The organism is Variovorax sp. TBS-050B, assembly GCF_029893635.1.
GTDB lineage: Bacteria > Pseudomonadota > Gammaproteobacteria > Burkholderiales > Burkholderiaceae_C > Variovorax.
This window is the reverse complement of record NZ_JARXYR010000002.1, coordinates 952028-977258: the sequence shown is the minus strand read 5'-3', so window position 1 is coordinate 977258 and position 25231 is coordinate 952028. Positions and strand designations below refer to the sequence as shown.

Genomic DNA, 25231 nt, shown 5'->3' with positions numbered 1-25231 from the left:
GCTCAGGCCTTCCTGCCGACGTGGGCGATCGAGGCGATCTCGACCAGCGCGTCGGGCTTCACCAGGCCGCACTGGATGCAGTAGCGCGCGGGCTTGGTGCCGGGGAAGAACTCGGCGTACACCGCGTTGATCTTCGCGTAGTCGGCCCAGTCCTTGAGCATGATCTGGTTGAAGGTCACGTCGTCCATGGTGCCGCCCGCGGCCTCGACCACGCCCTGGATGGTGGTGAGCACGTGGCGCGCCTGCGCGGCGGCGTCGCCCGCGTGCACCACGTTGTTGTCCTTGTCGAAGGGCAGCGTGCCCGAGACGTAGAGCACGCCGTCGGCGAGCGTGCCGGGAACGTAGGGGGCGAGCGGCACGCCGGTGCCGGGCGGGATGATGGCTTGCTTGGGCATGGAAACGGAGCTCCTTCGGGAAGAAAAATGGATCAGGCGACGACTGGTTCGGCAGTCGCCTGCGCTGGCGCGAAGATGCTGCAGAAGTGGTCCACCGTGGAGACCCATCCGAAGAAGGTCTCCACGTTGTAGACCGAGGCCTTCTGGATCGCCGGTCCGCCGAGCTCGTGCGTGGCGTCCTCCAGCATCACGGCGAAGTACTCGAGGTGGAAGGCGTCGCGCAGCGTCGATTCGACGCACACGTTGGTGGCGATGCCGGTGAACACCAGGTGGCGGATGCCGCGCGCGCGCAGCGTGCTGTCGAGGGTGCTGTTGAAGAAGCCGCTGTAGCGCGTCTTCGGCACCACGATGTCGCCGGGCTGTGGCTTCATCTCCTCGATGAGTTCGTAGTCCCAGCCGCCCCTGGCGAGGAACTTGCCCTGCAGCTCGGGTCGCGCGCGCATGGTCTTGAGCGCGTTCGACTTGTGCCAGTTGGGCGAGCCGGGGCCGCCGGCCTCGACGTAGCCCGCGTCCCAGCCGTTCTGCAGGAACACGACCAGCATGCCTGCCGCGCGCGCCGCCGCGATGGCGCGCACGATGCCGGCGATGGTGCCCTGCGCGCCGGAGATGTCGAAGCCGGCCGAATCGACATACCCGCCGAGGGAGGCATAGGCGTTCTGCATGTCGACCACGATGAGCGCCGAGTCGCTCGCGTGCAGCGCCAGCGGTTCGGGCCGCGCGGGCAGGATCAGCGGCGCGGGCGCGCCGGGCGCGCGCGGTGCGCCGACGGGCGTGTTCGAGCGGAGGGTGGTGTTGCGTGCGGGCGTGGTCATTGTGGTGCTCCTTTCCGCTCAGGCCGCGAGGCGCTCGGGTTCGACCTGCGAGGGCACGGGGCTGTGCACGTGCGCGCGGCTCTTCATCAGCGGCTGGATGCGCTCGCCGAAGGCCTCCATGCCCTGCACGAAGTCGTCGAAGGTCAGCAGCACGCCTTCGGTGCCGGGCACCTCGGCCACTTCGTCCAGCATGCGCGCGACGCTCGCGTAGGAGCCCACCAGCGTGCCCATGTTGATGTTCACGGCCGAGGTCGGGTCTGCCATCTGGCGCACGTTGGTGTCGGTGCCGGACTTCGTGTCGGCCGCGCCCTGCTGCCCCAGCCATGCGATGGCTTCGTGGTCGGCGCCGGCCTTGTAGTGCTCCCACTTGGCGCGCGCGGCCTCGTCGGTCTCGTCGGCGATCACCATCATCAGCACGTAGGTCGTGACCTTGCGGCCGGTCTTCGCGGTGGCCTCGATGAGCTTGTCGGCCGCGGGCGCGAAGGCCTTGGGCGTGTTCACGCCCTTGCCGAAGCAGAAGTTGTAGTCGGCGTACCTGGCCGAGAACTCCATGCCCGCGTCGCTCTGGCCGGCGCAGATCACCTTCATGTCGGCCTGCGGACGCGGGCTCAGGCGGCAGTCGTCCATCCTGAAGTGCTCGCCCTTGAAGTCGGACGAGCCCTTGCCCCAGAGGTCGCGCAGCACCTGGATGTATTCGGACAGGTACTGGTAGCGCGTGCCGAAGAACTGGTCGCCGGGCCACAGGCCCATCTGCGAGTACTCGGGCCGCTGCCAGCCGGTGACGAGATTGAGCCCGAAGCGGCCGTTGGAGATGGAGTCGATGGTGGAGGCCATGCGCGCCACGATGGCCGGCGGCATCACCAGCGAGGCGGCGGTGGCGAAGAGCTTGATCCGGCTCGTGACCGCGGCGAGGCCCGCCATGAGCGTGAAGGACTCCAGGTTGTGGTCCCAGAACTCCGTCTTGCCGCCGAAGCCGCGCAGCTTGATCATGGACAGCGCGAAGTCGACGCCGTAGTGCTCGGCCTTCAGCGTGATCTGCTTGTTGAGCTCGAAGCTGGGCTTGTACTGCGGTGCGTTCTCGGACAGCAGCCAGCCGTTGTTGCCGATGGGAATGAAGATGCCGACGTTCATGGGAAGGGCTCCTGTTGCGGGTTCGGAAGGCTCCTTGCATGCGCCGTGCCAGTTCGATAATTTCTTTGAAATCAATGACTTATGAGAAATCGACGATTTTGTTTTGACCATTTGGTTCAAAACGGAGCATCCGATCCGGCCGGCGTGCGGCGGACCGGTGCGGCAGGGACCAAAGCGGTGCAGCGCCCGCGTCACGGAGCGCAGGGCAAAATCACGCCATGCCCAAGACCCCACTCCGCGCCGCCGCGGCCATCGGCGGCACCGCCGACGACGTCGAGACCGCCTTCTACGAGGCGCTGCAGCGCGGCGACATCGAGGCGCTGATGGCGTGCTGGGCCGACGAGGACGAGGTGTTCTGCGTCCATCCGGGCGGGCCCCGGCTGGTCGGCGCGGTCGCGATCCGCGCCGCCTTCGAGCAGATGTTCGCCAACGGTGCGATCCATGCCACGCCGGCGCGCGTGCGCAAGGTCGAGTCGCTCGCGAGCGCGGTGCACAACGTGCTCGAGCGCATCGAGGTGCTGACCGCCGAGGGGCCGAAGCACGCCTTCGTGCTCGCCACCAACGTCTATCACAAGACCGCCGAGGGCTGGCGCCTGGTGGCGCACCATGCGAGCCCCGGCAGCGCGCGCGAGCCGAGCGACGCCAGCGAGCCGCCCCAGACCCTTCACTGATCGATGCCCGCCGAAGCGCCAGCCCCGTCCTTCCCGCACGCGTCCATGGGCTATGCCGCGCCGCGCTGGCTGCCCGGCGGCAATCTGCAGACGATCTGGCCCGCGCTCTACGCCCGCCGCTTCCACGGCCCGGCGCCCGTCTACCGGCGCGAGCGCTGGACCGCGCCCGACGGCGACTTCATCGACGTCGACTTCGCCGACGGCGTGCCGCCCCGCTCCGGCGCGCGGCCGCTGCTGGTGCTGTTCCACGGGCTGGAGGGCTCGTCGCGCAGCCACTACGCCGAGGCTTTCGCGGCCTTCGCGGCCGGGCGCGGCATGGCCTTCGCGGTGCCGCATTTCAGGGGCTGCAGCGGCGAGCTGAACCTCGCGCCGCGGGCCTACCATTCGGGCGACTACGAGGAGATCGACTGGATCCTGCGCCGCATGCGCGACCAGCATGCGCGCCAGGGCGGCGGTCCGGTGCTGGCGGCGGGCGTCTCGCTCGGCGGCAATGCGCTGCTGCGCTGGGCCTGCGAGGCGGGCAGCACCGCGGCCAGCGTGGTGGATGCGGTGGCATCGGTGTGCGCGCCGCTCGATCTCGCGGCCGGCGGCGAGGCCATCGGCCGTGGCTTCAACCGGCTGGTCTACACGCGCATGTTCCTCGCCACCATGAAGCCGAAGGCGCTGGCCAAGCTGAACCAGTTCCCCGGCCTGTTCGACCGCGAGCGGCTGCTCGCCGCGCGCGACCTGTATGCCTTCGACGACGTGTTCACCGCGCCGCTGCACGGCTTTCGCAACACCGACGACTACTGGACGCGCGGCTCGTCCAAGCCGCACCTGAACGCGATCCGGGTGCCGGCGCTGGTGGTCAACGCGCTCAACGATCCCTTCATCCCGGCGCGCAGCCTGCCGCGCCCGGGCGAGGTGGGAACGCACGTCACGCTGTGGCAGCCGGCGCATGGGGGGCATGTGGGGTTTCCGCTCGGGCTGCCGCCCGGCCATGTGCGCGGCATGCCGGAGCGCGTAGGCGGATGGCTCGCGCAGCACGCCTCGGCGGCTCCTGCGCCATCGGCGCGCGCACAATAGCCGCATGGACGACATCGTCAGACAGGCACTCGCCAAGTGGCCCAACGTGCCGCACTGCTACGGCTGGCTCGGGCTCGACGCGCGCGGCAACTGGTACATGCGCGACGACCGCACCCAGGCCCAGGGCGCCTTTCCGGCGGCCAAGGGCTCGATGCTGCGGCACGAGAAGCTGATCGAGTTCATCCACCGCAACTACGACCGCGACGACCGCGGCCAGTGGTTCTTCCAGAACGGACCGCAGCGCGTCTACGTCGAGCTCGAGGCCGCGCCCTTCGTCTGGCGCATCGCCGACGCGGCGCAGGGCTTCGCGGTCACGGCGCACACCGGGCCGGCGGTCGAGGTCTCGGGCTGTCTGCTCGACGAGGAAGGCCGGCTGTATCTCGCGGCGCCGATCGGGCTCGGGCTCGTGCACACGCAGGACGTGGGCCTCGCGGCCGAGGCGGTCGAGCAGGGGCTGTGGACGCCCGAGCCGGTGCGCGCCGCCGAACTGCCGCAGCGCTTCGGCCACGTGCTGAGCCCGGCCACGGCGCTATCGAAACAATAGCTTCGACGGAAGCGGACGCAAAAAAACCGGCGCGAGGCCGGTTTTTTCGTTGGGGCGTGTCTGCCGCTTACTTGGCGGCGCTGGCGGCGGGTGCAGCCGCCGCTGCCGCGCCTTCCGCGGGCGCCGCACCGTCCGCCGGCGCCGCGCCTGCCGCTGCCGCGGGGCGCTCGGGCACCGGGAACTTGGCGCCACCCGCATTCGCGAGGTAGACCACCGCACGGCCGATTTCGAGGTCTTCGAAGTCGCCGCCGCCCTGGGGCGGCATCGCGCCCTTGCCATGCAGCGCATGGTCGAGCAGGGTCTGGTAGCCCTGGCCGATGCGCGGGCCCCAGGCTGCGGCATCGTTCAGGTGCGGCGCGCCGGGGATGCCGGGCGAACCGTGGCAGGCAACGCACTGGGCCTTGAACACGGCTTCGCCGGTGGCGAGCGGGCGGTTGGCGTCGCGGATCTCGATGGCGCCGACCTTCTTGAGCCGCTCGGCGACTTCGCGGTCGCGCGCTTCCTGGGAGACGCCGTACAGCGCCATGTTGTCGCCCTCCGCGGTGCCTGCGGGCTTGTTGCCCGAAACCACATAGGCCACGAGGCCCACGATGATCAGGATGGGAGCGAGGAAGGAGAAAAATACCGCGAGCAGCAGTTGCTTCGGGTTCTTGATCGGGCCGGTGTGGGCTTCTTCTGTGGCCTGGTAGTGCGGGTCTGCGCTCATGGCGTCCTCAATAACGGGGGCTCGTCGGGGGGCTTTTTCGAATCAACCGGCGATTATAGAGAGGCCCTCCGCCCAAAGGACGGAAGGCCGCTCGCGTGCCGTCGCGCGGAAACCTCAGCCCTTGCCGTTTTCGCCGCCGCTGCGGGTGGTCCAGCCGCCGCCCAGGGTCTTGTAGAGCGTGACCTGGTTCTGCAGTTGCAGCAGGCGCGTGGTGATGGCCGACTGCTGCGCGGTGAACAGCGCGCGCTGCGCGTCGAGCAGGTCGAGCGCGCTCGCGATGCCGTTGCGGTAGCGCAGGTCCGAGAGCTTGAAGCGCACCGCCTCGGCTTCGGCCTGCGCACGCTGCGCGCGCACCTGTTCGCCGAGCGTGGCGCGGCCGGCGAGTGCATCGGCGACTTCGCGGAACGCGGTCTGGATCGACTTCTCGTACTGCGCCACCGCGATCTCGCGCCCGGCCTTGGCTGAATCGAGGCCCGCGATGTTGCGGCCGGCATCGAAGATCGGCAGCGTGACCGTGGGCGCGAACGACCAGGCCTTGGAGCCGCTGTCGAACAGGCCCGAGAACTCGCTGCTCGCGGTGCCGATCGAAGTGGTCAGCGACACGCGCGGGAAGAAGTTCGCGCGCGCCGCGCCGATGTTGGCATTGGCCGCGATCAGCTGCTGCTCGGCCGCGCGGATGTCGGGCCGCTCGGCCAGCAGGTCGGAAGGCAGGCCCGCGGGCACGTCGGGCATGGGCTGGATGCCGCCCAGCCCCTTGGCGCCGCCCGCCGTGGCCTCGGCCGGCACCGGCGCGCCGAGCAGCAGCGCGAGCGCGTTCTCGTCCTGCTGCCGCGTGCGCAGCTGCTGGGCGTAGGAGGCGCGCGCCGTCTCGGCGAGCGAGTTGGCGGCCTGGAAGTCGAGCTCCGACGAAACGCCGTTGTCGAAGCGCAGCTTGGTAAGGCGCACCGATTCCTCGCGCGTGGTGAGCGTCTGGCGCGTGAGTTCGAGCAGCTCGTCGTCGGCCATGAGCGTGAGCCAGCCCGTGGCCACGGCCGAGATCAGGCTGATCTGCGCGGCCTTGCGCGACTCCTCGGTGGCGAGGTACTGCGCGAGCGCCTGGTCCTTGAGCGCGCGGATGCGGCCGAAGAAGTCGATCTCCCAGGCGGTGACGCCGAGGCTGACGCTGTACTGCGACGAGACGCTGCCCGCGCTGCTGTCGAAGGCCTGGTACGGATTGGGGCTCGAGCGCGAGCCGCTGCCGCTCAGGCCCAGCGCCGGGAACAGGTCCGCGCGCTGGATGCGGAACTGCGCGCGCGCCTGCTCGATGTTGAGCACCGAGACGCGCAGGTCGCGGTTGTTCGCGAGCGCCGTGCGGATCAGGCCCGCGAGCCGCGGGTCGGTGAAGAAGTCCTCCCACGCGATGGATGCCGCCGCCGCGCCCGCGGGCTGCGCCGGATCGCCCGGGTAAGTGGTCGGCACCGGCGCCGCGGGGCGCTCGTAGGTCGGGATCAGCGAGCAGCCGGCCAGCAGCATGGCCGCGGCCAGCGCGGCGGGAATCAGTTTCTTATTGGGGGTCATGTTTTTCCTCCGTGATGCCGGCGGCTTGCGCATGCCGCTTGTCGGCCTCGTGCTGGCGCGCGCTGCCCTTGAACAGGCTGCGCACCACCACGAAGAACACCGGCACGAAGATCACCGCGAGCGCCGTGCCCGTGACCATGCCGCCGAGCACGCCGGTACCGATGGCGCGCTGGCTCGCCGAGCCCGCGCCCGAGGCGGTGAACAGCGGCACCACGCCGAGGCCGAAGGCCAGCGAAGTCATGATGATCGGCCGGAACCGCAGGTGCGCCGCGGCGAGCGCAGCCTCGACCACGCCGCGGCCCTGCGCCTGCAGGTCCTTGGCGAACTCGATGATCAGGATCGCGTTCTTCGCCGACAGGCCGATGATGGTTATCAGGCCCACCTGGAAGTACACGTCGTTCGAATACGAGCGCAGCAGCGTCGCCACCAGCACGCCGAGCACGCCCAGCGGCACCACCAGGATCACCGACAGCGGGATCGACCAGCTCTCGTACAGCGCGGCCAGGCACAGGAACACCGCCAGGATCGCGAAGCCGTAGAGGATCATGGCCTGCGAGCCCGCGAGCTTTTCCTCGCGCGACTGGCCCGTCCATTCGAAGCCGAAGCCCTGCGGCAGCTGCGCGGCGAGCTTCTCCATCTCGGCCATCGCGGCGCCCGTGCTGTAGCCGGCCGCCGCGTCGCCGCTGATGCGGATCGCGGGGTAGCCGTTGTAGCGCACCGTCTGCGTCGCGCCGTTGACCCACTTGGTGGTCGCGAACGCGCCGAGCGGCACCGGCTGGCCCTGCGTGTTGGTCGCGTTGAGCCGGAGCAGGTCGTCGGGCTGCATGCGCGCGGGCGCATCGGCCTGCACCACCACGCGCTGCAGGCGGCCGCGGTTCGGGAAGTCGTTGACGTAGCTCGAGCCGAGCGCGGTCGAGAGTGCGGCATTGATCGCGTCGAAGCTCACGCCGAGCGCATTGGCCTTGTCGCGGTCGATGTCGATCTCGAGCTGCGGCGCGTCTTCCAGGCCGTCGGGGCGGACCTGCGACAGCACCTTGCTCTGCGACGCCATGCCCAGCAGCTGGTTGCGTGCGTTGATCAGCGCCTCGTGGCCTGCGCCCGAGCGGTCCTGCAGCCGGAAGCTGAAGCCGCTGGCGTTGCCCAGCTCGGGGATCGGCGGCGGGCTCAGCGGATAGATGAAGGCGTCGCGGATGCCCGAGAGCGCACCGAAGGCACGGCCGGCGAGCGCGCTGGCCGAATTGGCCGGGTCCTTGCGCTCTTCCCAGTCCTTCAGCGTCACGAAGGCGAGGCCCGCGTTCTGGCCCTGGCCCGAGAAGCTGAAGCCCATCACGCTCACGATGCTCTGCACTTCGGGCTGCTTCATGATGAAGCCCTCGACCTGCTGCATCACCGACAGCGAGCGCTCCTGCGTCGCGCCAGGCGGCAATTGCACGTTCACGATGATGTTGCCCTGGTCTTCCTGCGGCAGGAACGAGCTCGGCAGGTGCGTGTAGAAGTACACCACCGCACCGATGATGGCCGCGTAGATCACGAGGTAGCGCGCGGCGCGGCGCAGGATGCGCGCGACGATGCCCTCGTAGCCCTTGGCGGTGCGCGAGAAGCCGCGGTTGAACCAGCCGAAGAAGCCGCGCTTCTCATGGTGATGGCCCGCTTCCACCGGCTTGAGCAGCGTGGCGCAAAGCGCCGGCGTGAGCGACAGCGCCATGAAGGCCGAGAAGCTGATCGAGGCCACCATCACCGCCGAGAACTGGCGGTAGATGTTGCCGGTCGAGCCCGCGAAGAAGGCCAGCGGCACGAACACCGAGACCAGCACCACGGTCACGCCGATGATGGCGCCCGAGATCTGCTGCATCGCCTTGCGCGTGGCCTCCAGCGGCGGCAGGCCTTCCTCGCTCATGATGCGTTCGACGTTCTCCACCACCACGATCGCGTCGTCCACCACGATGCCGATCACCAGCACCATGCCGAACATCGTCAGCACGTTGATCGAGAAGCCCAGCGCGAGCAGGGTGGCGAAGGTGCCGAGCAGCGCGATCGGCACCACGATGGTCGGGATGATCGTGTAGCGCCAGTTCTGCAGGAACAGGAACATCACGAGGAACACCAGCACCACCGCCTCGATCAGCGTCTTCACCACTTCGGTGATCGAGAGCTGCACGAAGCGCGAGCTGTCGTAGGGGATGTCCCACTTCACGCCCTTGGGGAAGAAGCGCTCGAGCTCGCTCATCTTCTCGCGGATCGCCTTGGCCGACTTCAGCGCGTTGCCGGTGGGCGTGGGCTGCACGCCGATGCCCACCGCGGGCACGCCGTTCAGCCGCGCCGAGGTGGCGTAGCTCTGGCCGCCGAGCTCCACGCGCGCCACGTCCTTCAGGCGCACGGTGGAGCCGTCGGTGTTTGGCACGCAGCACGATCTCGCGGAACTGCTCGACGCTGGAGAGCTGGCCGTTCACCGTCACGGTGGCGGCGATCGCCTGGCCCGGCACGTTCGGCAGGTCGCCGATCGTGCCCGAGGCCACCTGCGCGTTCTGCGCGCGGATGGCGGCCGTCACGTCGGTGGGCGACAGGTTGAAGCCCTGCAGCTTGGCCGGGTCGATCCAGATGCGCATCGCGTTCTCGGAGCCGAACAGCTGCACCTGGCCCACGCCCGCGATGCGCTGCAGCTCGGGCACGATGTTGCGCGCGGCATAGTCGCCCAGCGCCACCGGGTCGAAGTCCGGGTTGTCCGACGAGAGCATCGTGAACAGCAGGAAGTTGTCGCGCGACTTGTCCACGCGCACGCCCTGCTGCGTCACCGCCGCCGGCAGGCGCGGCGTGGCGCGCGAGAGCCGGTTCTGCACGTCGACCTGCGCGAGGTCTTCGTTGGTGCCGGGCTCGAAGCTGATCGTGATCGCACCGGTACCGTCGGCCTGCGCCACCGACTCCATGTAGATCAGGCCGGGCGAGCCGTTCATCTCGCGCTCGATGACGGACAGCACGCTGTCCTCGAGCGTCTGGGCCGAGGCGCCGGGGTAGGCGACGTTGATCACGATGGCGGGCGGCGCCACCGGCGGGTACTGCGCGATCGGCAGCTGCGTGATGGACACGCCGCCGAGCACGAGGATGAACAGTGCGACCACCCACGCGAAGATGGGGCGGTCGATGAAGAATTTGGCCATTGCGGGCGCGCTCCTTGTCTTTTACTTCTTCTCAGCCGGAGCCGAGTCCGCCTGTCCGGCGGCGGGTGCTGCGCCGGCGGCCGGCGCAGCGGCGGCCGGTGCCGCCCCGTTGGGATTCGGTTTCTGCCACGGCACCGCCTTCACGGGCGTGCCAGGCGGCATCATCTGCAGCTTCTGGAAGCCGTCGACCATCACCTGCTCGCCGGCCTTCAGGCCTTCGAGCACCACCCATTGGTTGTCCTTGGCCGCGCTGATCTTCACCGTGCGCTGGCTCAGCTTGCCGTCGGCGCCGACCACCGTCAGATGGTCGCCCTGCTGGGTGCGCGTGACCGCCTGCTGCGGCACCGTGATCGCGTTGCTCGCCTGCGCCTGCTCGAGCCTGACGCGCACGTACAGGCCCGGCAGCAGCTCGCCCTTGGGGTTGGGCACTTCGGCGCGCAGCGTGATCTGGCCGGTGGTCGAATCGACCGTCAGGTCGGAGAACAGCAGCTTGCCGGTCATGGCGTAGTCGGTGCCGTCCTCCAGCACCACGCTCACGCTCGCGGCCTCCTCGCCGTTCGCGCGCTTGTACTGGCCCGCGGCCAGCGCGCGGCGCAGCCGCAGCACGTCGGAGGCCGACTGCGTGAAGTTCACGTACATCGGATTGATCTGCTGCACCACGGCCAGCTCGGTCGCCTCGCCCTGGCCCACCAGCGCGCCCTCGGTGACCAGCGCGCGGCCGATGCGACCCGAGATCGGCGAGGTCACGTCGGCATAGCCCTGGTTGATCTTCGCGGTCTGCAGCGCGGCCCGGCTGGCGGCCACGTCGGCCTCGGCCGTCTTCTGCGCGGCGACGGCGTTCACGTATTCCTGCTTGCTGACCGCATTGGCCTCGACCAGCGGCTTGTAGCGGTCGGCCAGCGCCTTGGCCTGCGCCGCGTTGGCCTCGGCGCGCACGAGCGCCGCCTGGGCGTTCTGCGTGGCCGCCACCAGCGGCGCGGGGTCGATGCGGAACAGCAGCTGGCCGGCCTTCACGTCGCTGCCTTCGCGGAACTCGCGCTTGAGCAGGATGCCCGCGGCGCGGGCGCGCACCTGCGCGACACGCGAGGCTTCGAGCCGGCCGGGCAGTTCGGTCACGAGGCCGACGTCGGTCGGCGTGGCGACGATCACGCCCACTTCGGGCGCCGGACGTGCGCCGCCGCCGGCGCCGCCACCCTGTGCCGCCGGCGCATCGCCCTTGCTGCAGCCCGCGAGCACCAGCAGGACGATGGCAGCCACGGTCGCGAGGCGCGGCGAGGAAAACGTTTCACGCGAGACATGCAGGAGAGGCATGCGAATCCTTTGAAGCAGAGACGGGAGACGGCGTGTTCGCATTGCGAACAGAAAACCAGCATCGGCAGCCGGGCCATCGGAGAAGCCCGATAGTCTACATACATTCATGAATGTATAGTGAGGGCGTCGAATGGCCCCACGATGCGGAAAGGGCTTGGCTTTACAAATCAGGAGACTTGGTGGCACGTCGTACGAAGGAAGAAGCACTGGCCACGCGGCATCGATTGCTCGATGCTGCCGAGCTGTTGTTTCAGGCGCAAGGCGTCTCGCAAACCTCGCTGCAGCAGATCGCGCAGCAGGCCGGCGCCACGCGTGGCGCGATCTACTGGCACTTCAAGGACAAGGCCGACCTGTTCAACGCGATGATGGAGCGCGTCATCCTCCCGCTCGAGGCCGGCCCGCGCGCCGCGGCCGAGGCCGCCGGGTCGGAGGACGATCCGCTCGCGGAGATCGAGGAGGGCATGGTGCATGCGCTGACCCTCATGACCACCGACGCGCAGGTGCGCCGCGTGTTCGACGTGGCGACGCACAAGGTCGAGTACACGCACGACATGGCCTCGGTGCAGCAGCGGCACCTGGCCGCGCGCAACGCCTGCGTGACCGATTTCGAGAAGGCCCTGCGCCTGGCCGCGCGCCGCAGCCAGATCAAGCTGCCGGTGCCCGGGCACGTGGCGGCCCAGGGCTTGCACGCGCTCATCAGCGGCCTGATCCAGAACTGGCTGCTCGACCCCGCCGCCTTCGATCTGGTGCCCACCGGCCGGCGCACCTTCCGCGTCTACCTGGCCGGATTGGGGTTCGAGCGGAACTCCAACGCGGGAACCGGGAACGAAGTCGAAACGGTCGCCGCCTGATAGGCGATAATGCAGGGCTCCCGGTGCTGCCGGGAACCAGACTCTCGCTGTATTTCAACGGATAGAATTCGGCCCTCCGAAGGCTGAGATCCAGGTTCGATTCCTGGCGGCGGGACCAAATACCAGGACCGGAAGCTCCCAAGGCTTCCGGTCCTTTTCATTTGCGGCGTCGTTGTGCCGTTACGCCGCCGCCGCACCGGCCGCCCGTGCGCCCCGCCAGCGGAAACACGCCTGGCGCACTTCCTCCGCCAGCGCCGTCAGCGCTTCGCCCTCGGCGCCCCGCTGGACCACGAAGCGCGCCGGCGGCAGCCCCGGCAGCAGCGGCCCCGCCGGAATCGCCCGCAGCCCGCCCGGCATGCCCGAAGGCGTCAGGACCGTGACCGCGAAGCCGCTGCCGGCGGCGGCCGTCAGCGCGCCCGAACCCTGCGCCGTCAGCACGATGCGCCAGTTCGCGCCATGGCCGGCGAGCGATGCCAGCGCGGCTTCGCGGAACGGGCAGGGCTCCGACAGGAAGGCGAGCGGGATCGGCGCGTCGGGGTCGAGCAGCGCCCGCTCCGAGAAAGCCCACACCAGCGGTTCGGTCCAGAGCGTCTCGGTGTCCTCGCCGGCGTCGCAGACGGTGCCCACCATCAGATCCAGCGCGCCCTGCCGCACCTGCCGGGCGAGCAGCGTGCTGATGCCACTGGTGATCTCCAGGTGCACCTCGGGCCGGCGCTGGCGGAAGTCGGCGAGCGCCGCGAACAGCCATTCGCCCGGAAAGCCCTCGGAGCACCCGATGCGCAGCGTGGTCGGCGCATGGCGCGGCGTCGCGAGGCGCGCCACCGCCTGCTGCTGCAGGCCGAGGATGCTGCGCGCATAGCTCAGCAGCACGCTGCCGGGCGCGGTGAGCTGCAGTGACCGGGTGGTGCGGTCGAACACGCGGCAGCCCAGTTGCGCCTCCAGGCGCCGGATCTGGGCGCTCACCGCCGACTGCGTCAGGCGCATGGCCTCGGCCGCGCGCGTGACGCTGCCGTGGTCGGCTACGGCGACGAAGGCACGCAACTGTTGGGAGTCGAGCATCGGTTTCAGTGCGATAGGTGCTGAATAGCTCGAAATTATGTCGCTTGTGTGCGGAGTCCGCGTTGCCTAGCCTCGGCGCTTCCGAACCACTTCGAGGCCTGCCATCCATGAAAGAACTCCTGTACATCGAAACCTCGCCGCGCGCCGCACGCTCCGCGAGCACCGAGGTCGCCCGCGCCTTTCTCGACGAAGCGGCGCGCCTCCACCCTGGTTGCCGCGTGACCACGCTGAACCCGTGGACGATGGCCCTGCCCGAGCTCTCGCAGGACATGCTCGACGCCAAGTACGCCGGCATCGCGGGCGTGCCGCTGACCGCCGCGCAGCAGGCGGCGTGGGACGAGGTGCGGCGCACCGCCGCGCCCTTCCACACGGCGGACCACATCGTGCTTGCCGTGCCGCTGTGGAATTTCGGCATTCCCTACAAGCTCAAGCACCTGATCGACGTGGTGTCGCACAAGGACGTGCTGTTCCGCTTCGACGAGAACGGCCTTTCCGGCATGCTGCAGACGCCCAGGGCCACCGTGGTCTGCGCGCGCGGGCTCGACTATCCGCTCGGCAAGGACGGCTCCGCGCATGCGCTCGACTTCCAGTTGCCCTACATCGAGACCTGGCTGCGCTTCATCGGCGTGCGCGAGGTGCGTGCCGTGGTGGTCGAGAAGACGCTGATGGGTCCGGAGGTGGATGCCGAGGCGCGCGCCGCGGCCCGGCGCCGCGCGGTCGAACTGGCCGAAGGGCTCTGAGCCGCCGGGTTGCGGCAGGCTGCGGAGCCTGACACCATGCCCGCATGACCTACCAACTTCACTACTGGCCCACGATCCAGGGCCGAGGCGAATTCGTACGGCTCGCGCTCGAGGCCGCGGGCGCGGACTACGTGGACGTGGCCCGGCTGCCGGAGACCCGGGGCGGCGGCGAATCGGCGCTCGCGCAGCGCCTCGCCGACGCCGAGATCGTGCGCCCCGCGTTCGCGCCGCCGTTCCTGATCGACGGCGACGTGGTCGTGGGCCAGACCGCAGCCATCCTGCTCTACCTCGGCCCGCGGCTGGGGCTGGCCGGCGTCGGCGAATCCGACGGGCTCTGGACGCACCAGCTGCAGCTCACCATCGCCGACGTGGTGGCCGAGGCGCACGACACGCACCATCCGATCTCCGTCGGCGCGTATTACGAGGACCAGCGCGACGCGGCCATGCAGCGCGCAAAGGCCTTCCGCGACGAGCGGATCCCGAAGTACCTGAACTGGTTCGAGCGCGTGCTGCAGCGCAATCCCGCGGGTTCCGCGCACCTCGTGGGCGACGTGCTGACCTATGCCGACCTGTCGCTGTTCCAGCTCGTCGACGGCCTGCGCTACGCCTTCCCGAAGGCCGCGGCGCGGGCGCTGGCCGATACGCCTTCGGTGGTGAAGTTGCACGACAACGTCCGGCGCCGCCAGCGCGTGCGCGAGTACCTGCAGAGCCCGCGCCGCATCGCGTTCAACGAGGACGGGATCTTCCGGCGCTATGCGGAGCTGGACGGCTGAGCTCAGTCGTCCCCGGCATCCTTGCGCATGCGCAGTGCCGTTTCGTAGAGCGCATTGCGCGGCGCACCGCTGATCTCGGCGGCGAGTTTCACCGCCGTCTTCACCGGCAGCTCGGCCAGCAGCAGCCGCAGCACGCGTTCGCCTTCCGCAGCACCGCCGTCGTCCACCGCCACGGGGTGCAGCACCAGCGCGAACTCGCCGCGCGTGCGGTCGCGATCGGCCGCGAACCAATCGGGCAGGGCGGCGGCCGGCACGGTGGCGATCTCCTCGAACTGCTTGGTGAGTTCGCGCCCCACGGTGACGCGGCGCTCGCCGAGCACGGCCAGCGCGCGCGCCAGGGCCTCGATGCGGTGCGGCGCCTCGAGCACCACCACCGCGCGGGGTTCCTGCGCGAGCCCCTGCACCGCGGCGTCGCGCTCGCCGGCCTTGCTCGGCAGGAAGCCGGCGAAGACGAAGGCGCTCGCGGCGCTGCCGTCGCCGCCTTCGGCGACGAGGCCGGCGGCGCCGATCAGCGTGGTGACGCTGCTCGCGCCCGGCAGCGGCAGCACGCGCAGGCCGGCGCTGCGCACGGCCGCCACGAGCCGCGCGCCGGGGTCGCTCACGCCGGGCGTGCCGGCATCGCTCACGTAGGCGATGCGCTCGCCCTGCACGAGCCGCGCGATCACGCCCTGCGCGGCCTCGGCCTCGTTGTGCTGGTGCACCGCGAGCAGCCGCGCGTTCGGCCGGTCGATGCCGTAGGCGCGCAGCAGGCTCTGGGTGTGGCGCGTGTCCTCGCAGGCGAGCGTGTCGACGAGCTGCAGCACGTGCAGCGCGCGCAGCGTGATGTCGGCGAGGTTGCCGATCGGCGTGGCGACGACGTAGAGCGTGCCCTGCGGATAATGCTGCGCACCCGAGGCGTCGTGCGCGGCCGTGAGGGCGGCGCCGAAGGAGGCGGGTGCGAGTGAAGCCAAAGGTTTCTCCGGAAGAAAAGAACGAACGAACGCGCGCAGGGAGCGGGCCCATGAAGACGATCACCACCAAGCATCGCGGCGACGCGGCGGAGGACGCCGCGCTCGACCATCTGCAGCATGCCGGCCTGGCGCTGGTCGCGCGCAATTATCGAACGCCCGGGCGCGGCGGCGGCGAGATCGACCTGATCATGCGCGATCCGCGCGACGGCACGCTGGTGTTCGTCGAGGTGCGGCAGCGCAGCGCGGGCACGCACGGGGGCGCGGGCGGCAGCATCACGGGCGTCAAGCAGCGGCGTATCGTGTTCGCGGCGCGCCACTATCTGAACCGGTTGCGCACGCTGCCGCCGTGCCGCTTCGACGTGGTGCTGGTGGAAGAGCGCATCACCTGGCTGCAGGGCGCCTTCGACGCGGGTTGAAGCGGGGACGCCGCGGGGAACCGAATGCGGTTGCGCGGCTCCACAAGGCGAACGTCTTGTTTCACGGCCCCCCGGTATCATCCCGCCCCATGCTCGAGCAACGGATTCAGCAACATTTCATCGACAGCGCCGACCTCAAGTACCAGGCCGGTCCGGTTCTCAGTAAATCCATTTCGCAGGCGATGCAGGCCATCCTGGCCTGCGTGACCAGCGGCGGCAAGATCCTCGCCTGCGGCGCGGGCGTGTCGGGCCTGCTCGCGGCGCAGTTCGCCGCGCATTTTGTCGGCCGCTTCGAGCGCGAGCGGCCCGAGCTGGGCGCGATCGCGCTGCCCGGCGACAGCCATGATCCGGCGGCCGACACCGCCGGTGCCGTCGACGCAGACCGCTTCGCGCGCCAGGTGCGCGCGCTCGGCCAGGCCGGCGACGTGCTGCTGGTGCTCAGCGCGAGCGGCCAGTCGGCCGCGGTGCTCGCGGCGGTGCTGGCCGCGCACGAGCGCGACATGACGGTGGTGGCGCTGCTCGGCAATGCGGGCGGCGGCGGCACCGGCGGGGCCGTCGGCCGCGCGCTGCGCGAGACCGATGTCCAGATCGGCGTGGCGCACGAGCGTGCGGCGCGCATCCACGAAGTCCACCTGCTCGCACTGCATTGCCTGTGCGACGGCGTGGATGCCCAGTTACTCGGAGAACAGGAAGCTTCCACATGACGACGACGACACCGTTCCAACGCCTTGCCATCGCTTTCGCCGCCGGCGCCGTGCTGACGGCCGGGCTCTCGGCCTGCGTGCCGCTCGTGGTCGGGGGGGCCGCGGCCGTGGGCGTGGGCATGGTGGCGACCGACCGCCGTAGCTCCGGCGCGCAGCTCGACGACCAGGGCATCGAGCTGCGCGCGGCCGCGCGCGTGCGCGAGATCGCCAACGACCAGATGTACGTGAGCGTGACGAGCTACAACCGCCAGGTGCTGCTCACGGGCGCCGTCGGCAGCGAGGCCGACCGCCGCCGCGTCGAGGACGTGGTGGCGCGCGTGGACAACGTGCGCTCGGTGGTCAACGAGCTCACCATCGGCCAGCCCAGCACCTTCCAGGACCGCTCGAACGACGTCTTCATCAGCGGCAAGATCAAGGCCTCGCTGCTCGATGCCAAGGACATCTTCGCCAACTCGTTCAAGGTGGTGACCGAGCGCGGCGTGGTCTACCTGATGGGCATCGCCACGCGGCGCGAGACCGACCGCGCGACCGAGATCGCGCGCGGCATCTCGGGCGTGCAGAAGGTGGTGCGCGTGGTCGAGATCGTGACGGAGACCGAGCTCGCCAATCAGGCGCAGCGCGGCGGCACCGGTTCGGTCCCGCCGCCGTCCTCGTCGTCGGGCTCGCGCGTGCCGCTGCCGCCGATGGAGCCGCTGCAGCCCGCGCAGCAGCCGCCGCAGCAGCAACCCGCCCCGAGCGGCGGCGTGGTGACCTCGCCCGTGCGCTGACGCCGGCCGGTCGCCCCCACGCCACAAAGCCCGCTGTCGCGGGCTTTGTTTTTTACTTGAGCCGCGTGATCAGGCTCGAGGTGTCCCAGCGCCTGCCGCCGGCCTGCTGCACGTCGGCATAGAACTGGTCGACCAGCGCGGTCACGGGCAGGCGTGCGCCGTTGCGCTTGGCTTCGTCGAGCACCAGACCCAGGTCCTTGCGCATCCAGTCGACCGCGAAGCCGTAGTCGAACTTGCCGTCGATCATGGTCTGGCCGCGGTTGTCCATCTGCCAGCTCTGCGCGGCGCCCTTGCCGATGACCTCGAGCACCAGCTTCATGTCCAGCCCCGCGCGCTGGCCGAAGGCGATGGCTTCCGAGAGGCCCTGCACCAGCCCGGCGATGGCGATCTGGTTGACCATCTTCGCGAGCTGGCCGGCGCCGCTCGCGCCGAGGTGCGTGACCGCGCGCGCGAAGGCCGCGACCACCGGCTTGACCTGCTCGAAGCTCTGCTTGTCGCCGCCGCACATCACCGTGAGCGCGCCGTTCTGCGCGCCGGCCTGGCCGCCCGAGACCGGCGCGTCGATGAACTGCGCGCCGATGCCGAGCGCCGCGTTCGACAGCTCGCGCGCCACGTCGGCCGAGGCGGTCGTGTGGTCGACGAACACGGCGCCCTTCTTCATGCCCGCGAAGGCGCCGTTGGGGCCGAGCACCACGGCGCGCAGGTCGTCGTCGTTGCCCACGCAGCAGAACACGATGTCGGCGCCGTCGGCCGCTTCGCGCGGGGTGGCGGCATGGCGGCCCGGCGCGCCGAATTCGGCGACCCAGGCCTCGGCCTTGGCGGGCGTGCGGTTGTAGACCGTGACGGCATGGCCCGCCTTCGCGAGGTGGCCGGCCATGGGCCCGCCCATGACGCCGAGCCCGAGGAAGGCGACGGTCTGCGCGGGGGTGGATTCGTAGGTGCGGGTGTTGATGCTGCTCATGGGCATGAGCTTAAGCGCATTGATGCGCAGGCGAAAGCGCAGAGCCGAACGCAGAGGTCGCGAAGGTTTCGCAGAAGTCGCAGAAGAAACAAAGAAGTCGATCTTCTTTTCTGCGCCTTCTGCGCGCTTTTGTCTTCCTTCTGCGTTCGGCCGTCCGGCTTTCAGACGATCGCGAAGTGCTCGGTGCCCGCCGAGAGGTCGGTCGAGCGCGCGCGCTGGCTGTTGAGCTTGATCTGCAGCCGCAGGTCGTTGGCCGAGTCGGCGTTGCGCAGCGCGTCCTCGAAGCTGATCGAATGGCTCTCGAACAGGTCGAACAGCGCCTGGTCGAAGGTCTGCATGCCGAGGTTGCGGCTCTTCTTCATGATCTCCTTGATCTCGCCCACCTCGCCCTTGAAGATCAGGTCGGAGATCAGCGGCGTGTTCAGCAGCACTTCCACCGCCGCCACGCGGCCCTGGCCGTCCTCGGTCGGGATCAGCCGCTGCGAGACCAGCGAACGCAGGTTCAGCGACAGGTCCATCAGCAGCTGCGCGCGGCGTTCCTCGGGGAAGAAGTTGATGATCCGGTCCAGCGCCTGGTTGGCGCTGTTCGCGTGCAGCGTGGCCATGCAGAGGTGGCCGGTCTCGGCGAAGGCGACCGCATGCTCCATGGTCTCGCGGTCGCGGATTTCGCCCATCAGGATCACGTCGGGCGCCTGGCGCAGCGTGTTCTTGAGCGCGGCTTCCCAGCTGTCGGTGTCGATGCCGACCTCGCGCTGCGTCACCACGCAGTTCTTGTGCGGATGCACGAATTCGACCGGATCCTCCACCGTCACGATGTGGCCGAAGGAATTCTCGTTGCGCCAGTCGATCATCGCCGCGAGCGTGGTCGACTTGCCCGAACCCGTGGCGCCGACCAGGATGCAGAGGCCGCGCTTGGTCATCGACACTTCCTTGAGCACCTGCGGCATGCCCAGGCCGTCGATGGTCGGCAGCTTGGCGGGAATGGTCCGCAGCACCATGCCGACCTTGCCCTGCTGCACGAAGGCGTTCACGCGGAAGCGGCCGATGCCGGTCGGCGAGATCGCGAAGTTGCATTCCTTGGTGCGCTCGAACTCCGCCGTCTGGCGGTCGTTCATGATCGAGCGCGTGAGCGCCAGCGTGTGCTGCGCGCCCAGTGCCTGCTGCGAGACCTTGGTGACCTTGCCGTCGACCTTGATCGCGGGCGGAAAATCGGCGGTGATGAACAAGTCGCTGCCGTTGCGGCTCACCATGAGCTTGAGCAGGTCATTGATGAACTGGCTGGCTTGATCGCGTTCCATGATGAGGGCGCCTGTTATCCGGGGAAGTTCTCGGGGATTTTCGCCTTGCTGCGTGCTTCCGCGGCCGAAATGGCATTGCGGCGGACGAGGTCGGTGAGGTTCTGGTCCAGCGTCTGCATGCCCGAGCCCTGGCCGGTCTGGATCGCCGAATACATCTGCGCCACCTTGGCCTCGCGGATCAGGTTGCGGATGGCCGGCGTGCCGAGCATGATCTCGTGCGCCGCCACGCGGCCCTGGCCGTCCTTGGTCTTGCACAGCGTCTGCGAGATCACGGCCTGCAGCGACTCCGACAGCATCGCGCGAATCATTTCCTTCTCCTCGCCCGGGAACACGTCGATGATCCGGTCGATGGTCTTGGCCGCCGACGAGGTGTGCAGCGTGCCGAACACCAGGTGGCCGGTTTCGGCCGCGGTCATCGCGAGGCGGATGGTCTCCAGGTCGCGCAGCTCGCCCACCAGGATGGCGTCCGGGTCCTCGCGCAGGGCGGAGCGCAGCGCGTTCGAGAACGACAGCGTCATCGGCCCGACCTCGCGCTGGTTGATCAGGCACTTCTTCGACTCGTGCACGAACTCGATCGGGTCCTCCACCGTGAGGATGTGGCCGTACTCGTTTTCGTTCAGGTAGTTGATCATCGCGGCCAGCGTGGTCGACTTGCCCGAACCCGTCGGGCCCGTCACCAGCACCAGGCCGCGCGGCTTGAGCGCCAGATCCGCGAAAATCTTCGGCGCATTGAGCTGCTCGAGCGTGAGGATCTTCGACGGAATCGTCCGGAACACCGCCGCCGCGCCGCGCGCCTGGTTGAAGGCATTCACGCGGAAGCGCGCGAGGCCGTCGATCTCGAACGAGAAGTCGACCTCCAGGAACTCTTCGTAGTGCTTGCGGTGGGTGTCGCTCATGATGTCGTACACCATCGCATGCACCGCCTTGTGGTCGAGCGCGTCGACATTGATGCGCCGCACGTCGCCGTGCACGCGGATCATCGGCGGCAGGCCGGCGGACAGGTGCAGGTCGGAGGCTTTGTTCTTGACGCTGAAGGCCAGCAGTTGGGTGATGTCCACGGGGTCCTCGATCGGGTTCGGTGACGTTTTGATACGATTCTTGGGCGATTATGACGATGATTGGCGACGACCTCCAGCAAGTAAAGAACCGGATCGCAAAGGCCTGCGCCGCCGAGGGGCGCAGCGCTTCCGAAGTCCGGCTGCTGGCGGTGTCGAAGACCTTCGGCCCCGAGGCCGTTCGCGCCGCTTTCGAGGCCGGGCAGCGGGCCTTCGGCGAGAACTACGTGCAGGAGGGGCTCGAGAAGATCGAGGCGCTGGCCGACCTGCGCGACCAGCTCGAATGGCACTGCATCGGCCCTCTGCAGAGCAACAAGACGCGGCCCGTGGCCGCGAATTTCGACTGGGTCCACAGCGTCGACCGGTTGAAGATCGCCGAGCGCCTTTCCGACCAGCGTCCGGCCGGTTTGCCGCCGCTGCAGGTGTGCCTGCAGGTCAACGTCGACGGCGGTGCCAACAAGTCCGGCGTGCCGCCGGAGGAGGCGCTGGCGCTCGCGCGCGCTGTGGCGGCCTTGCCACACCTGACGCTGCGCGGCCTCATGGCCATTCCCGAACCGGCGCCCGATTTCGCCGCGCAGCGCGAGGTCTGCTTGCGCGCGCGCGCCGTGTTCGACCAGATCCGCGCCGCCGGCATCGCGCTCGACACGCTCTCGCTCGGCATGAGCGGCGACCTCGAGGCGGCGGTCAGCGCGGGCAGCACCATGGTGCGCATCGGCACCGCGATCTTCGGTGCGAGATAGGCACGTCCCCGGTCTTCCTGGCGTGCAGGATCCTCATCACACCCCCAGCGGCAACCGCGCGCTGCTCTTGACCTCTTCCATCACCGCGTAGGTCCGCGTCTCGCGCACGCCCGGCAGCTGCCACAGCACCGTGCCCGCGAAATCGCGGTAGGCCGCCATGTCGGCCATGCGGGTCTTGAGCAGGTAGTCGAAGCCGCCCGCGACCATGTGGCATTCCATGATCTCGTCGCGCACCTGCACCGCGGCCTTGAACTGGTCGAACACGTTGGGCGTGGTGCGGTCGAGCAGCACTTCGACGAACACCGTGAAGCCGCGTCCGAGCTTCTGCGGATCGAGCCGCGCCTCGTAACCCTGGATGAAGCCCTCGCGCGTGAGCCGCTGCACCCGCGCCAGCACCGCGGTGGGCGAGAGCGCCACCGCCTCGGCCAGCTTGAGGTTGGTGATGCGGCCGTCCTGCTGAAGAATCTTCAGCAGCCGGAGATCGATGCGGTCCAGGTCGAGCATTGGAGAATTATCCGGTTGGGACTTCGATTTTTGGCAAAAGATTCGTCATATGTCGAAAGACCATAGGGGATACCACCAAGGAGCCGCCATGCATCTGCCCATTCCCTACCGCCCGGAGGCCGAAGTCGTCGCCGACCGCCTCGCATCGCTCGAAGGCGCACTCGACTGGGCCGCCGCCGCGGCCGCCGCCACGCCCTGGGTGGAGGCGGTGCGCCGGCATCCGCCGCCGTTCTGGGCCGTGGAAAGTCTGCTGCGCGAATACCCGATCTCGAGCGCCGAGGGCCTGGCACTGATGCGGCTGGCCGAGGCGCTGCTGCGCGTGCCCGACGCGGCCACCGCGATCGCGCTGACGGCCGACCAGCTCGGCCGCGCCGACTTCGAGGGCTCGGCCGATTCCACGCTCTCGCGGCTGTCCTCGGCCGCGATCGCGATGTCGAAGAAGTTCCTGCCCGAAGGCGACCATCCGCCCGGCCTGATGGCCAAGCTCGGTTCGCGCACCGTGGTGGCGGCCACGCTGCGCGCGGTGCAGTTGCTCGGGCGGCAGTTCGTGCTCGGCCAGACCATCGCCGAGGCGCTGGGCGAGGCCCGCGCCGCGCACCGCAGGCAGCAGGCGCTGCGCTTCAGCTACGACATGCTCGGCGAAGGCGCGCGCACCGACGCCGATGCGCTGCGCTATCTCGAGAGCTACGCGCAGGCCATCGCCGCGATTGCGGCCGGCGCCGACGCGGGCGGCGCGCCCGAGCGCAACGACGGCATCTCCATCAAGCTCAGCGCGCTGCACCCGCGCTACGAGGAGGCGCAGCGCGAGCGCGTGCTCGACGAACTGGTGCCGCGCGTGTGGCGGTTGTGCCAGCTCGCGGCCGCGGCCAACCTCAATCTGACGATCGACGCGGAAGAGGTCGACCGGCTCGAACTCTCGCTCGACGTGTTCGAGGCGCTGGCCGCGCGCGTGGCGGCCGAGGCGCCGCAATGGCGCGGCTTCGGCCTCGCGCTGCAGGCCTACCAGACGCGCGCGCTCGAACTGATCGCGCATGTCACGGCGGTGGCGCGCCGCCATGGGCTGCGGCTGATGTGCCGGCTCGTGAAGGGCGCCTACTGGGATGCCGAGATCAAGCGCGCCCAGGAGATGGGCATGCCCCACTACCCGGTCTTCACGCACAAGCACCACAGCGACGTCAGCTACCTGGCCTGCGCCCGCGCGCTGCTCGTGGCGCCCGATGCCGTTTATCCGCAGTTCGCCACCCACAACGCCGGCACCATCGCCGCGATCCTGCAGATGGCCGAGGCGGCCGGCGCGCCCTTCGAGCTGCAGCGCCTGCACGGCATGGGCGAGGGCGTCTACCGCGAGGTGATGAAGCACACGCGCGCCGCGGTGCGCGTGTACGCCCCGGTGGGCCAGCACCGCGACCTGCTGGCCTACCTGGTGCGGCGCCTGCTGGAGAACGGCGCCAATTCGTCCTTCGTGAACCAGCTCGGCGACGACGCGGTGCCGGTGGGCGAGCTGCTGAGTTCGCCGCTCTGGCTCGAAGCCGACAACCCGGCCCTGCCGCTGCCGCCCGCGCTCTACGGCCCCGCGCCCGCGCGGCCCAACAGCGAGGGCGTCGACCTCGCGGTCGAATCGATGCGCGCGCCGCTCTTCGCCGCGCTGCGGACGGCCGTGGTGCCGCAGGTGGCCGAGGCCGACCCCGTGCGCGCGCCCGAGGCCGTGGCGGCGAGCGCCGCCGCCTTCCGCCGCTGGCGCGAGACGCCCGTGGGCGTGCGCGCCGCGATGCTGCGGCAGGCCGCCGATGCCTTGCAGCACGCGCTGCCGCACTTCTGCGCGCTGCTCGTGAAGGAAGCCTTCAAGACCTGGGGCGACGCCGTCTCCGAAGTGCGCGAGGCGGTCGACTTCCTGCGCTACTACGCCGAAGAGGCCGAGCGCATCATGCAGCTCGTCACGCTGCCCGGCCCCACGGGCGAGCGCAACGAACTGCGCCTCACCGCGCGCGGGCCGTGGGTCTGCATCAGCCCGTGGAACTTTCCGCTCGCGATCTTCATGGGACAGGTGGCGGCCGCGCTCGCCACCGGCAACACGGTGCTCGCCAAGCCGGCCGAGCAGACGCCCGGCGTCGCGCGCGAAGCCGTGGGGCTGCTGCATGCCGCGGGCGTGCCGGTGGACGCGCTGCAGTTGCTGCACGGGCCGGGCGAGACGGTGGGCGCCGCGCTGGTCGGCGCACCGGGCGTGGCGGGCGTGGTGTTCACCGGCTCGACGCAGGTGGCGCGCATCATCCACCGCGCGCTGGCCGCGAAGGACGGCCCCATCGTGCCGCTGATCGCCGAGACCGGCGGCATCAACGCGATGCTGGTCGACTCGAGCGCGCTGCCCGAGCAGGTGGCCGACGCGGTGGTGCAGAGCGCCTTCCGCTCGGCCGGCCAGCGCTGCTCGGCGCTGCGGCTGCTGGTGCTGCACGAAGGCATCGCCGACGCGGTGATCGAGATGATCTGCGGCGCCGCGCGCGAGCTCGCCACGGGCGATCCGGCGCTGCTGTGGACCGACGTGGGCCCGGTCATCGACCGCGAGGCCGCCGACAACATCCGCCGCCATCTCGCGCGCCTGGACGCGGCGGCGAAGCGGCTGCTTCCCGAGGCGGGCGGGGCGGCGCCTGCGGGCAACCTGATCGTGCCGCATGCCTACGAAGTCCCGTCCATCGACGGCGTGACGAGCGAGATCTTCGGCCCGGTGCTGCAGATCGCGCGCTGGGGCAGCGGCGCGCTCGCCGATCCCGCGGCGGTGATCGAGCGCATCAACGCGCTCGGCTACGGCCTCACGCTCGGCATCCAGACCCGCATCGACTCGCGCGCCCAGTCGCTGGCGGCGCGCGCGCACGTGGGCAACGTCTACGTCAACCGCAACATCATCGGCGCGGTCGTCGGCGTGCAGCCCTTCGGGGGCGAGGGGCTGAGCGGCACCGGACCGAAGGCGGGCGGCCCGCACTACCTCTACCGCTTCTGCGCCGAGCAGACGCTCACGGTCAACACCACCGCGGCCGGGGGCAACGCGGCGCTGCTGAGCGCCGTGGCCTGAGG

General features: G+C 69.8%; 23 protein-coding genes, 1 tRNA gene and 1 pseudogene. 12 read left to right on the top strand and 13 right to left on the bottom strand.

Going from position 1 to position 25231, the window contains the following annotated elements:
- Positions 1-2: 2 nt before the first annotated feature.
- The 3 genes from rutC to rutA are packed head-to-tail and all read right to left on the bottom strand — an operon-like array spanning position 3 to position 2338.
- On the bottom strand, positions 3-395 hold the full coding sequence (gene rutC / locus M2165_RS07600) for a pyrimidine utilization protein C (protein WP_280814057.1): 393 nt from the start codon (positions 393-395) through the stop codon (positions 3-5).
- 32 nt (positions 396-427) lie between these two features.
- Positions 428-1207, bottom strand: a complete 780-nt coding sequence (gene rutB / locus M2165_RS07595; protein WP_280814056.1) for a pyrimidine utilization protein B — start codon at positions 1205-1207, stop codon at positions 428-430.
- 18 nt (positions 1208-1225) lie between these two features.
- A complete protein-coding gene (rutA, locus tag M2165_RS07590) occupies positions 1226-2338 on the bottom strand; it encodes a pyrimidine utilization protein A (RefSeq protein WP_280814055.1) in 1113 nt (370 codons plus the stop codon).
- Positions 2339-2556: 218 nt separating this feature from the next.
- Here rutA and M2165_RS07585 point away from each other — a divergent pair, with 218 nt between their 5' ends.
- The 3 genes from M2165_RS07585 to M2165_RS07575 are packed head-to-tail and all read left to right on the top strand — an operon-like array spanning position 2557 to position 4618.
- On the top strand, positions 2557-3009 hold the full coding sequence (locus tag M2165_RS07585; RefSeq protein WP_280814054.1) for a nuclear transport factor 2 family protein: 453 nt from the start codon (positions 2557-2559) through the stop codon (positions 3007-3009).
- 45 nt (positions 3010-3054) lie between these two features.
- Positions 3055-4074: an alpha/beta fold hydrolase gene (locus tag M2165_RS07580; protein ID WP_280817490.1), complete on the top strand. Its 1020-nt coding sequence runs from the start codon at positions 3055-3057 to the stop codon at positions 4072-4074.
- A 4-nt stretch (positions 4075-4078) separates the two neighbouring features.
- Positions 4079-4618 carry a DUF2946 family protein gene (locus M2165_RS07575; RefSeq protein WP_280814053.1) on the top strand — a complete coding sequence of 180 codons (540 nt, stop codon included), beginning with the start codon at positions 4079-4081 and terminating at the stop codon, positions 4616-4618.
- Between the two features lie 67 nt (positions 4619-4685).
- Here M2165_RS07575 and M2165_RS07570 read toward each other — a convergent pair whose 3' ends face one another.
- The 4 genes and pseudogenes from M2165_RS07570 to M2165_RS07555 form a co-directional block, all read right to left on the bottom strand.
- A complete protein-coding gene (locus M2165_RS07570; RefSeq protein WP_280814052.1) occupies positions 4686-5324 on the bottom strand; it encodes a c-type cytochrome in 639 nt (212 codons plus the stop codon).
- 114 nt (positions 5325-5438) lie between these two features.
- Complete coding sequence (locus M2165_RS07565) at positions 5439-6881, bottom strand: efflux transporter outer membrane subunit (RefSeq protein WP_280814051.1); 1443 nt, start codon at positions 6879-6881, stop codon at positions 5439-5441.
- A pseudogene (locus M2165_RS07560) lies at positions 6868-10036 on the bottom strand (efflux RND transporter permease subunit). The gene M2165_RS07565 and the pseudogene M2165_RS07560 overlap by 14 nt, the downstream one beginning before the upstream one ends.
- A 21-nt stretch (positions 10037-10057) precedes the next feature.
- Positions 10058-11347, bottom strand: a complete 1290-nt coding sequence (locus M2165_RS07555) for an efflux RND transporter periplasmic adaptor subunit (protein ID WP_280814050.1) — start codon at positions 11345-11347, stop codon at positions 10058-10060.
- Between the two features lie 176 nt (positions 11348-11523).
- Between M2165_RS07555 and M2165_RS07550 the strand changes: the two genes are divergently transcribed.
- Both M2165_RS07550 and M2165_RS07545 read left to right on the top strand, forming a co-directional pair.
- Positions 11524-12198 carry a TetR family transcriptional regulator gene (locus M2165_RS07550; protein ID WP_280814049.1) on the top strand — a complete coding sequence of 225 codons (675 nt, stop codon included), beginning with the start codon at positions 11524-11526 and terminating at the stop codon, positions 12196-12198.
- A gap of 43 nt (positions 12199-12241) precedes the next feature.
- Positions 12242-12316 (top strand) — tRNA-Arg (locus M2165_RS07545).
- Positions 12317-12378: 62 nt separating this feature from the next.
- Here M2165_RS07545 and M2165_RS07540 read toward each other — a convergent pair.
- Positions 12379-13257 carry a LysR family transcriptional regulator gene (locus tag M2165_RS07540; RefSeq protein ID WP_280814048.1) on the bottom strand — a complete coding sequence of 293 codons (879 nt, stop codon included), beginning with the start codon at positions 13255-13257 and terminating at the stop codon, positions 12379-12381.
- A 107-nt stretch (positions 13258-13364) separates the two neighbouring features.
- Here M2165_RS07540 and M2165_RS07535 point away from each other — a divergent pair, with 107 nt between their 5' ends.
- Positions 13365-13997 (top strand): NAD(P)H-dependent oxidoreductase, encoded by a 633-nt coding sequence (locus M2165_RS07535; protein ID WP_280814047.1) that lies wholly within the window; start codon positions 13365-13367, stop codon positions 13995-13997.
- Between the two features lie 44 nt (positions 13998-14041).
- A complete protein-coding gene (locus M2165_RS07530) occupies positions 14042-14770 on the top strand; it encodes a glutathione S-transferase (protein ID WP_280814046.1) in 729 nt (242 codons plus the stop codon).
- Positions 14771-14772: 2 nt separating this feature from the next.
- Here the strand turns inward: M2165_RS07530 and rsmI are convergent, their stop codons facing one another.
- Positions 14773-15720 carry a 16S rRNA (cytidine(1402)-2'-O)-methyltransferase gene (rsmI, locus tag M2165_RS07525; RefSeq protein ID WP_280814045.1) on the bottom strand — a complete coding sequence of 316 codons (948 nt, stop codon included), beginning with the start codon at positions 15718-15720 and terminating at the stop codon, positions 14773-14775.
- 50 nt (positions 15721-15770) lie between these two features.
- On the opposite strand from rsmI, the gene M2165_RS07520 reads away from it, so the two are divergent.
- From M2165_RS07520 to M2165_RS07510, 3 genes are all read left to right on the top strand, one after another.
- Complete coding sequence (locus M2165_RS07520) at positions 15771-16136, top strand: YraN family protein (protein ID WP_280814044.1); 366 nt, start codon at positions 15771-15773, stop codon at positions 16134-16136.
- A gap of 89 nt (positions 16137-16225) precedes the next feature.
- Positions 16226-16840 carry an SIS domain-containing protein gene (locus M2165_RS07515; RefSeq protein ID WP_280814043.1) on the top strand — a complete coding sequence of 205 codons (615 nt, stop codon included), beginning with the start codon at positions 16226-16228 and terminating at the stop codon, positions 16838-16840.
- On the top strand, positions 16837-17607 hold the full coding sequence (locus M2165_RS07510) for a BON domain-containing protein (RefSeq protein ID WP_280814042.1): 771 nt from the start codon (positions 16837-16839) through the stop codon (positions 17605-17607). Before M2165_RS07515 ends, M2165_RS07510 begins: the two co-directional genes overlap by 4 nt.
- Positions 17608-17659: 52 nt before the next feature.
- Here the strand turns inward: M2165_RS07510 and M2165_RS07505 are convergent, their stop codons facing one another.
- The 3 genes from M2165_RS07505 to M2165_RS07495 form a co-directional block, all read right to left on the bottom strand.
- Complete coding sequence (locus tag M2165_RS07505) at positions 17660-18568, bottom strand: NAD(P)-dependent oxidoreductase (RefSeq protein WP_280814041.1); 909 nt, start codon at positions 18566-18568, stop codon at positions 17660-17662.
- Between the two features lie 161 nt (positions 18569-18729).
- The gene (locus M2165_RS07500) at positions 18730-19866 is read right to left on the bottom strand and encodes a PilT/PilU family type 4a pilus ATPase (protein WP_280814040.1); all 1137 of its coding nucleotides are present in this window, start codon (positions 19864-19866) and stop codon (positions 18730-18732) included.
- 14 nt (positions 19867-19880) lie between these two features.
- Positions 19881-20924, bottom strand: a complete 1044-nt coding sequence (locus M2165_RS07495; protein WP_280814039.1) for a type IV pilus twitching motility protein PilT — start codon at positions 20922-20924, stop codon at positions 19881-19883.
- 50 nt (positions 20925-20974) lie between these two features.
- Between M2165_RS07495 and M2165_RS07490 the strand changes: the two genes are divergently transcribed.
- Positions 20975-21661 (top strand): YggS family pyridoxal phosphate-dependent enzyme, encoded by a 687-nt coding sequence (locus tag M2165_RS07490; protein ID WP_280814038.1) that lies wholly within the window; start codon positions 20975-20977, stop codon positions 21659-21661.
- 36 nt (positions 21662-21697) lie between these two features.
- Here the strand turns inward: M2165_RS07490 and M2165_RS07485 are convergent, their stop codons facing one another.
- Complete coding sequence (locus tag M2165_RS07485) at positions 21698-22165, bottom strand: Lrp/AsnC ligand binding domain-containing protein (RefSeq protein WP_280814037.1); 468 nt, start codon at positions 22163-22165, stop codon at positions 21698-21700.
- A gap of 88 nt (positions 22166-22253) precedes the next feature.
- Here M2165_RS07485 and M2165_RS07480 point away from each other — a divergent pair, with 88 nt between their 5' ends.
- Positions 22254-25229 (top strand): L-glutamate gamma-semialdehyde dehydrogenase, encoded by a 2976-nt coding sequence (locus tag M2165_RS07480; RefSeq protein WP_280814036.1) that lies wholly within the window; start codon positions 22254-22256, stop codon positions 25227-25229.
- The last annotated feature ends 2 nt before the right edge of the window (positions 25230-25231 follow it).

What these genes read in the sequence shown, in the direction of transcription:
- rutC (WP_280814057.1), bottom strand. Translation starts at nt 395, where the DNA reads ATGCCCAAGCAAGCCATCATCCCGCCCGGCACCGGCGTGCCGCTCGCC.
- M2165_RS07500 (WP_280814040.1), bottom strand. Translation starts at nt 19,866, where the DNA reads ATGGAACGCGATCAAGCCAGCCAGTTCATCAATGACCTGCTCAAGCTC.
- M2165_RS07510 (WP_280814042.1), top strand. Translation starts at nt 16,837, where the DNA reads ATGACGACGACGACACCGTTCCAACGCCTTGCCATCGCTTTCGCCGCC.
- M2165_RS07485 (WP_280814037.1), bottom strand. Translation starts at nt 22,165, where the DNA reads ATGCTCGACCTGGACCGCATCGATCTCCGGCTGCTGAAGATTCTTCAG.
- M2165_RS07555 (WP_280814050.1), bottom strand. Translation starts at nt 11,347, where the DNA reads ATGCCTCTCCTGCATGTCTCGCGTGAAACGTTTTCCTCGCCGCGCCTC.
- M2165_RS07530 (WP_280814046.1), top strand. Translation starts at nt 14,042, where the DNA reads ATGACCTACCAACTTCACTACTGGCCCACGATCCAGGGCCGAGGCGAA.
- M2165_RS07575 (WP_280814053.1), top strand. Translation starts at nt 4,079, where the DNA reads ATGGACGACATCGTCAGACAGGCACTCGCCAAGTGGCCCAACGTGCCG.
- M2165_RS07540 (WP_280814048.1), bottom strand. Translation starts at nt 13,257, where the DNA reads ATGCTCGACTCCCAACAGTTGCGTGCCTTCGTCGCCGTAGCCGACCAC.
- M2165_RS07570 (WP_280814052.1), bottom strand. Translation starts at nt 5,324, where the DNA reads ATGAGCGCAGACCCGCACTACCAGGCCACAGAAGAAGCCCACACCGGC.
- M2165_RS07535 (WP_280814047.1), top strand. Translation starts at nt 13,365, where the DNA reads ATGAAAGAACTCCTGTACATCGAAACCTCGCCGCGCGCCGCACGCTCC.
- rutB (WP_280814056.1), bottom strand. Translation starts at nt 1,207, where the DNA reads ATGACCACGCCCGCACGCAACACCACCCTCCGCTCGAACACGCCCGTC.
- M2165_RS07565 (WP_280814051.1), bottom strand. Translation starts at nt 6,881, where the DNA reads ATGACCCCCAATAAGAAACTGATTCCCGCCGCGCTGGCCGCGGCCATG.
- M2165_RS07520 (WP_280814044.1), top strand. Translation starts at nt 15,771, where the DNA reads ATGAAGACGATCACCACCAAGCATCGCGGCGACGCGGCGGAGGACGCC.
- rutA (WP_280814055.1), bottom strand. Translation starts at nt 2,338, where the DNA reads ATGAACGTCGGCATCTTCATTCCCATCGGCAACAACGGCTGGCTGCTG.
- M2165_RS07505 (WP_280814041.1), bottom strand. Translation starts at nt 18,568, where the DNA reads ATGAGCAGCATCAACACCCGCACCTACGAATCCACCCCCGCGCAGACC.
- M2165_RS07480 (WP_280814036.1), top strand. Translation starts at nt 22,254, where the DNA reads ATGCATCTGCCCATTCCCTACCGCCCGGAGGCCGAAGTCGTCGCCGAC.
- M2165_RS07490 (WP_280814038.1), top strand. Translation starts at nt 20,975, where the DNA reads ATGACGATGATTGGCGACGACCTCCAGCAAGTAAAGAACCGGATCGCA.
- M2165_RS07515 (WP_280814043.1), top strand. Translation starts at nt 16,226, where the DNA reads ATGCTCGAGCAACGGATTCAGCAACATTTCATCGACAGCGCCGACCTC.
- M2165_RS07580 (WP_280817490.1), top strand. Translation starts at nt 3,055, where the DNA reads ATGGGCTATGCCGCGCCGCGCTGGCTGCCCGGCGGCAATCTGCAGACG.
- M2165_RS07585 (WP_280814054.1), top strand. Translation starts at nt 2,557, where the DNA reads ATGCCCAAGACCCCACTCCGCGCCGCCGCGGCCATCGGCGGCACCGCC.